At 38.9% G+C, this 7736-nt stretch carries 7 protein-coding genes; 3 read left to right on the top strand and 4 right to left on the bottom strand.

Annotated elements, in window-relative coordinates:
• Nucleotides 1-118: 118 nt before the first annotated feature.
• Nucleotides 119-871 (bottom strand): LytTR family DNA-binding domain-containing protein, encoded by a 753-nt coding sequence (locus tag H5072_RS07120; protein ID WP_182693119.1) that lies wholly within the window; start codon nucleotides 869-871, stop codon nucleotides 119-121.
• Nucleotides 872-1109: 238 nt separating this feature from the next.
• Between H5072_RS07120 and H5072_RS07115 the strand changes: the two genes are divergently transcribed.
• On the top strand, nucleotides 1110-4052 hold the full coding sequence (locus H5072_RS07115) for a TonB-dependent receptor domain-containing protein (protein WP_182693118.1): 2943 nt from the start codon (nucleotides 1110-1112) through the stop codon (nucleotides 4050-4052).
• A gap of 282 nt (nucleotides 4053-4334) precedes the next feature.
• On the opposite strand, the gene H5072_RS07110 is transcribed toward H5072_RS07115, so the two are convergent.
• Nucleotides 4335-4808, bottom strand: coding sequence for a Dps family protein (locus H5072_RS07110; RefSeq protein WP_004334993.1), 474 nt, complete (start codon nucleotides 4806-4808; stop codon nucleotides 4335-4337).
• A gap of 334 nt (nucleotides 4809-5142) precedes the next feature.
• Here H5072_RS07110 and H5072_RS07105 point away from each other — a divergent pair, with 334 nt between their 5' ends.
• Nucleotides 5143-5352: a hypothetical protein gene (locus H5072_RS07105; RefSeq protein ID WP_182693117.1), complete on the top strand. Its 210-nt coding sequence runs from the start codon at nucleotides 5143-5145 to the stop codon at nucleotides 5350-5352.
• On the opposite strand, the gene H5072_RS07100 is transcribed toward H5072_RS07105, so the two are convergent.
• Nucleotides 5349-5954, bottom strand: coding sequence for an alpha/beta fold hydrolase (locus tag H5072_RS07100; RefSeq protein WP_004334986.1), 606 nt, complete (start codon nucleotides 5952-5954; stop codon nucleotides 5349-5351). The genes H5072_RS07105 and H5072_RS07100 overlap by 4 nt on opposite strands.
• 183 nt (nucleotides 5955-6137) lie before the next feature.
• A complete protein-coding gene (locus H5072_RS07095) occupies nucleotides 6138-6674 on the bottom strand; it encodes a YaeQ family protein (RefSeq protein WP_024597137.1) in 537 nt (178 codons plus the stop codon).
• A 91-nt stretch (nucleotides 6675-6765) separates the two neighbouring features.
• Here H5072_RS07095 and ylqF point away from each other — a divergent pair, with 91 nt between their 5' ends.
• Nucleotides 6766-7710: a ribosome biogenesis GTPase YlqF gene (gene ylqF, locus H5072_RS07090; RefSeq protein ID WP_182693116.1), complete on the top strand. Its 945-nt coding sequence runs from the start codon at nucleotides 6766-6768 to the stop codon at nucleotides 7708-7710.
• Nucleotides 7711-7736: the final 26 nt, after the last annotated feature.

Genomic DNA, 7736 nt, shown 5'->3' with positions numbered 1-7736 from the left:
TGGAAAAATAGCGATGTAGAAGTTAATTTTTATAAAGATACCGAAAGCTATTTATTAGTGCACCCAAATGACAGTTATATAAAACAGAACTGGTAACTAACATGAGTATTATAAACCGCTATTGAAAAGGGCTTATAATACTCTCTAAACACCCTTTATAGCGCCGTGAAAGGTTTAAACACATATCGTTTTTCAGCCTTACTCTATAATCGCCACTGTCAGTAGGCATCAGTTCGCAAATAGCTTGTCTTCTTACCAGCGTTGAGCGATGAATGCGAACAAACCCTTCTGGTTCTAGTTGTTGTTCAATATTTTTCATGGTTTCGCGATGTAGTACCGGCGTATTACCTTGGGTAAAATGCAGCTCTACATAGTTGCCCGCGCCATTTATCCAAATAATATCATTGATATCAATTAGCCTTACCTTACCTACATCTTTAACCACAATGTGTGATGATGGCTTTTCAGCTTGTGTGCTTTGCTGGTATTGGCGTTCGGCCGCACTTGCAATCGGGCAAAGGTGAATCAGCTTATCAAAGCATTTATCAATACGTGATGCAGTTGAATCTAATATTAAAAAATCTACAGCGCCAACTTCAAAGGCAAAACTCGCAAAATGTCCCGATTGAGCAATAATGACTAACTTCAGCTTTTTAGCAAGCTCAGTTAAATGCACTATTTGCATAGGGTCAGCTAGGTTGGTTAGTTCGTAAAACAGTACATTGTATTGATCTGTGTCTATTTGATCTAATCTATTTGTTTGAAGAAAAGATTGAGATTCAAAGTGTCGGTGATCTTGCACACGCTTTGTTAAAAATGTTGCAAACTTAGTGTTACTAACAAAAGTTAATGCATGAAAAGAAGCGATCATTATTTTATATCTCTTGCTGTATATAATAATAAAGACCGTGCTTAGCGGAAAAACTGTTATGAAAAGTACAATATATTTATAAAATAATTGTGACGTACTAATTCATCCCATAAAAGCTGCTATTCGTACCAAAGACTACGCCTCATAAATAATGCCCGTAGAGTGTTTAAATAAATCCCCTTACTGTAATCCGCGAAGTAACCATTTAGTTACAAAAATAACAATTCAGGGGAATTATATGACATTAACTAACAAAGGTAGCGCGCGATTATTTAAAAAATCGTCGTTAACAGTTGCGCTAAGCAGCGCGATACTTGCAAGCTTTTCATTTCAAGGTGTTGCAGCAGAAGATGACGAAATAACTAAAATAGAACGCGTACAAGTTACAGGATCTCGAATTCGTTCAGCTGAGGCAATGTCATCGGCTCCTATTCAAGTTGTAGATAGTGCTGCTATCGATGCATCAGGGTCGTTAAATATTCAAGACTTATTATTAGAGAACCCTGCATTTGGTACACCAGCTATTAGCCGTACTAACTCAAACTTTAATACCGCAAGTGCGGGTGTTGCTACTGTTGATTTACGTAATTTAGGCTCTAACCGCACATTGGTTTTAGTGAATGGTCGTCGTTATGTATCAGGTGTACCAGGTAGCTCTGCTGTCGATTTAAATACTATTCCGAGTCAATTCATCGAACGTGTTGAAATTATGACAGGTGGTGCTTCATCTGTTTATGGTTCTGACGCTGTTGCTGGTGTAGTTAACTTTGTACTAAAAGATGATTTTGAAGGTATTGAATTCGAAGGCCAATATGGTGAATCAAGCGAAGGCGATGATGAATCACGCCAATTTAACTTTACCTCAGGCTTATCAAGCTCAGATGGGAAAGGGCACGCGATGTTCCATCTTGGGTATTCTGATCAAGGTGCTGTTTTTTCACGTGACCGTGACCGCTCGGCAGTAGACCAATTTTCAGGTATCTTCTTTGAAGATGATCCAGTAGCAAACCCAGGCTCTGTATTTGATGCTGTAAGTCCATTTTTATCTTCATTTCCGCCACAGGGTCGCTTTAGCGCTGGGGATGAAACATTTACGTTTAATGATGCAAACACCCTACAAAACTCGTTTAGTACTAACGGTGGCGATGGCGTAGCTGCAAATGGTTTTAACCGAAGTGGCGTACGTACGATAGCGATACCTACAGAACGTTACTTATTTGCCTCAAATGGTAGCTACGAGCTAAGCGACAAGCATAGCTTTTTTTATGAAGGTACTTACGCTGCAACAACAACCGTTTCTGAATTAGAGCCATTTCCTTTTGCCTCTGACGACATCTATGCAAATGGCCAAGTACCAATTGAATTTAATGTAAACGGTGAAATATTGCGTAACGCATTTGTACCTGATGATATATATAACGCAGCAACCGACACCGACGGTGATGGTATGCGTGATATCTTTTTTGCAAAGCGCTTAAGTGATATCGGTAACCGTGGAGCACGAGCTGAGCGTGACACATTCCGTTTAGCACTAGGCTTTCAAGGTGAAATAGCAGATGGTTGGTTCTACGATACTTACTATGTATACGGTAAAACAAAAGAGCAGCAAGTTTCTGGTGGTTTAGTTAACGTACAAAGCTTTCGTCAAGGTTTAGAGGCTGTTATCGATAGCCAAGATTTAGATGGTGATGGTATTACTGATGAGGCTATTTGTATCGATGCGACAGCACGTGGCTTTAACTGTGCGCCGGTAGACATTTACGGTTTCAATTCGCTATCGCAAGGTGCTATTGATTTTGTAAGTGCACCTAGCTCACTTTCAACGTCGGTTGAGCAAGAAATCATTGGTGGTAATATTTCAGGTGATTTATTTGATTTACCGGCAGGTATGGTAGGTATCGCTGCTGGTTTTGAATACCGTGAAGAGTTCTCACGTAGTGAATTTGATGCTCTACAGCAAGCTGGCCTTAATGCGGGTAATGCAATTCCAGCAACAGAAGGCTCGTTTGATGTAACTGAATATTATGTAGAAGCAAACATCCCCGTGCTTGATTCTGTAACAATGAATGCAGCAGTTCGTTTGTCTGACTACTCAACAGTAGGCAATACTGAAAGTTGGAACGTGGGTATAGACTGGGAAGTAATGGATAGCTTACGTTTACGTGCTACCCGTGCACGTTCAACACGTGCTCCAAATATCGATGAACTATTTTCTCCACCTTCACAAACTTTCCCAAGTGGTTTAAACGATCCATGTTTAGGTGTTACTAATAGTGGCGGTGGTGCTGCAGGTGATGCTTGTCGTACAGATGTTGGTGTTACAACTAATATCGCCTCAAATGGCGAGTTCACGCTTAACCAGTCTGACTTACAAGGTATTAGTGGTTTTAACCGTGGCAACCAAGATTTAAAAGAAGAAGTTGGTGACTCTGTAACAGTAGGTTTAGTATTTACACCAGAAAATCTAATATCAGGCCTAGACATTACGCTTGATTACTTTGATATCGAAATTACAGATGCAATCGTATCAACACCTCGTCAGTTTATTCTTGACCAATGTTATGGTGGTGGCGATACAAGCTTTTGTGACTTTGTAACTCGTCGTAGTGCGCCATCAGGTAATAATAGTGCTGGTTCACTAGAGTTTATTGACAGTGGTGTATCTAACAGTGGTGGTTTAGGTACAGAAGGTGTTGATTTAACACTAACGTACTCTACTGATATTGGCCCAGGTGCGTTTAGAACTCGCCTTGCTTATACTTACCTAATTGATGGTTATAGCATCCCACTTCCAGGCGCTGATAAAGATGAGTTTGCTGGAGAAATTGGTGCATCAGAGCATAAAGCTAACTGGAACTTTGGTTATAAACTTAACGACTTTGATTTTAACTGGAGCTTAACTTACATTGGCGCTGCAGACTTTGATGATCAATTCTTAAGTGGTTTTGGTATTGCTCCAGGTGGAGTAGGGATTGGTTCAGTGACATATCATGATGTTCAAGCAAGTTACCATATCAGCGATTCAACAGAGCTTTACGCTGGTGCGAGTAACTTATTTGATAAAGAGCCACCACGCATTTTATCGGGTGTGAGCGGTTCAAGTACTGGTACTGAAACAGATGCAGGTACGTATGACCCAATTGGTCAATCATTCTACATAGGTTTTAGAAGTAAATTCTAACCAACAATAACGACACTAATATAGTTACTTAATTAGTAACGTTCACAAAGCCTCAGTATTGCTGGGGCTTTTTCATGGGGAAAAATAATGTAGTAGTAATGCTTATACATTGTTTATCCCAATATATGAGCATTACACCCACTTAAACCCAAAACAACGCCACTGGTAACAGGGGCGTTGTTTAGTATTGGGAGGAGGCTAATATAGTAACCGAATCGCTTGATTATTTAACGATTTATCCCTATTTGTGGCCCTCTTCATTGAGGGCTTTTTTTTGCTGGTTTAGTCTAAGTAAGCCTTTAGCATCCAAACCAGTTTCTCTTGCTCTGAAATGTAATCGCTCATTAGTGAGGCTGTACCTTCATCGTCTGCATCACCAGCTTGGCTTAAAATATCACGCTGCATGTGAATTAATGTACTGTAACCAGCAAGTAGGTTTTCTACGGCTGTAACACCATCACTAATACCTTTAGCTTCTTTAATTTTACTTACTTCAAGGTAATCAGAAAATGCATGTAGTGGTGCGCCATCTAACGTTAAAATACGTTCTGCAACTTCATCTACTTTTAGAAGTAGCAAGTTATAAATTTCTTCAAACTTAACGTGTAGTTCAAAAAAGTTACGGCCTTTAATATTCCAGTGAAAACCACGCGCATTCATGTATTGAATCTGGTAGCTACTCAATAATGTATTGAGTGACTTTATGATGTCTTCGCTTTTTGCGCTGTTTAGACCAATTGCGTTTACATGTGACATAACTTGCTCCTGAATAACCGTTTGTTTGTGAACTTGTGATAAGTATTACTAATTTCGATAAATTAGTAAAATCGTTTAAATGTATCTAGTTAATAGTTTTAACCTATTAGCTGTTTTTGATACCTGTATTCACTTTAGACTATTAATAGAAATGGGACTGATTAATAAAAATACTACCCCTCAAAAATAAATAAAACCCAGAAGTATATAAATCATGATCTAAAACAAACTTTATTCAAGGTAATAACTTAGCTATTTTTTTATTGATGTAGGTCAAAAATCATCCACCCTAACGGCGCATAATAATGTTGTCGAAATAATTAGGAGAGATAACATGCATGCAAGAACAGCGAAACAAAATAAAGCAGAGTTAATCGTGGTAGGAATTGCAGTCATCGCATTTGTGCTTGGGCTAGTCGCGCACTTAGCAGGAGCAAGCTTTGCGAACTCAGATTTTTTTGGTTACATTGCGGCGCCCATTCCGCTGATACTGGCTGTGATATTTTTAATTAGTTATAAAATAGCAGCCAATGCTGAGGATTAATCTTTCTCGTTTAAGCACTTTAAAATGTAATCGAGTACTTGGCGCGAGTAAATCATACTGGTATGGCTTAAATGAAACACTTTATGTTCGGCCATACCTTTAAGTTTGGTTTCATCTAGTAATACAGTGCCATCTGACTGGCTACCTTTGACTATTAAAGGCATAAGCCCAATAGGTAAATCCCCTGCGATACTATAAAGCTTAGCTTTAAAAGGCCAATTACCATTTTTAGTAAGCAAAAATTCAACACTATTTTTTAAAAATGATTCAAACCCTTTTTGCTTCATTTTTTGCGCTATATGGCTGCCTTTATGTGGAGTACCCAGTGTAATTACCTTCGTAATATTCTGGCTAGCAGGAGAGTTTGCCTCTAGGTAAGCACGTGCAATCAGCCCTCCCATTGAGTGGCATACAAGCGCTGCAGGTTCGTTAGAAATACACTCATCAATTTGTGCAAATATGGTATCGCGGTGAGGGTCGAGCGTATTATAGGTAATGTTTAATACCGTCATACCCGACTCTTCAAGTCGTGAACAAAGTGGGCGCATAACAAAGCCAGACATATACAAGCCATGTAAAACAATAACGTGTTTAACTTTCATATGCTCCCTAATACCAATTTTATTAAAAACATGATCATCCTAGCGTATTAAATAATCCGCTACCTGCGTTAAAAATTATTTAGATAGAACAACTATATGTCATAATTTTCGCCTTGTTATCGACTTATTTATTTGTCGCTATAATACATAACTAATTTAATGCAATTGGTATAACTACCGTAATTACATTAACTGTAGCGGTTTTATTTCAATATTGGTTGTATCGGTATTTACCCATACTTCACCATCTTGAATGGAAATGGCGAGCTTAATTCCACGATCAACCAAAGCAGCAAGTGCTTGTGTTGCTGCGTAATCAAGGCTAAAAATACTTAGATTTTTAAATTCATACAATTTAGGTTGATGTTTTTGCCACCAAATTGCTTGATTGTTTTCACCATAAGTATATAGCACCACTTTTTTAGATTTATTACAGGCTTTTTTAAGGCGTTTCTCATCTGGTAAGCCAAGTTCAACCCATAGTTCTATTTCTTCACTATAGCTTACATGCCAAAGTTCAGGCTCATCATCAGCACTTAACCCTTTAGTAAATTCTAAACCATCACAGCTATTTAGCGCAAAAGCGAGTAAGCGAATCATCAACCTTTGGTCGGTTTCTGATGGGTGTTGAGCCAAGGTTAAATTAAAATCTTGATAAACGTGGCGGTCCATATCGCTAAGCGATAACTGCACTTTCATAATGGTGGATTTAAGAGCCATAACAACTAATCTGAAAAAATTTGCGCCAGTATAGCGCAATTAAATGAATTGCCAGTTAAAATAGCGGTTAATTATACGTTAGGAGTTAAAAATGGCTATCCAGTGGTTCCCTGGGCATATGAATAAAGCCCGCAATGAAATTAAAGAAATAATGCCACAAATGGATGTGATCATTGAAGTGCTTGATGCGCGCATTCCCTACAGTAGTGAAAACCCGATGGTGGCAACCTTGCGTGAAGGTAAGCCGGTCATCAAAATTTTGAACAAAGCTGATTTAGCTGATCCTAAAATGACTCAAATCTGGAAAGATTATTTTGAGCAAGAAAACGGTGTTAAAGCGATTTCTTTTGGGCATGATAAAGCAGCTGAAGTACACCGTATTAATGAGCTTTGTAAAAAGCTAGTGCCGCATAAAGTGGGTGCCGATAAGCAAATTAAAGCCATGATCATGGGGATTCCTAACGTGGGTAAATCTACGTTAATTAATGTATTGGCTGGACGTATAGTTGCAAAAACAGGTAATGAGCCTGCTGTTACTAAAGCGCAACAACGCATTAAGCTTGAAGACGGTATTATGCTTTACGATACGCCAGGTATGTTGTGGCCAAAAGTAGAAAACGAAAACTCAGGTTATCGCTTAGGCGCTACCGGTGCTATTCGTGATACTGCGCTTGAGTATGAAGAAGTAGCAAGTTACACCGCTGAGTACTTATTGCGTGCTTACCCTGAGCTTTTAAAAGCGCGTTATAAAATTGCCGAACTGCCTGAAAGTGATTGGGAATTTGTTGAAATGGCGGGTAAAAAACGCGGCTGTATCCGTGGTGGTAATCAAATAGACACATACAAAATGTCTGAAATACTAATCAACGAATTGCGCGATGGTATTATTGGCCGTATTACGATGGAAACTCCGCAAATGCGTGAGGAAGAAGAAGTAATGGTTGCTGGTTTACGCGCTGCAGCAGAAGCTAAAAAGGCAGCTAAAGAAGAAGAGAAAAAACAACGCCGAGCACGCGCACGTAAAAACCGTCGTTAATTGATTTAGTTTAATTTAACCAACTA

Origin of the sequence: Pseudoalteromonas sp. SR45-5 (assembly GCF_014163565.1) — a bacterium.
Classification (GTDB): domain Bacteria; phylum Pseudomonadota; class Gammaproteobacteria; order Enterobacterales; family Alteromonadaceae; genus Pseudoalteromonas; species Pseudoalteromonas distincta.
Note: the sequence above shows the minus strand (reverse complement) of the source record. Positions and strands in the feature narration are given on the sequence as shown.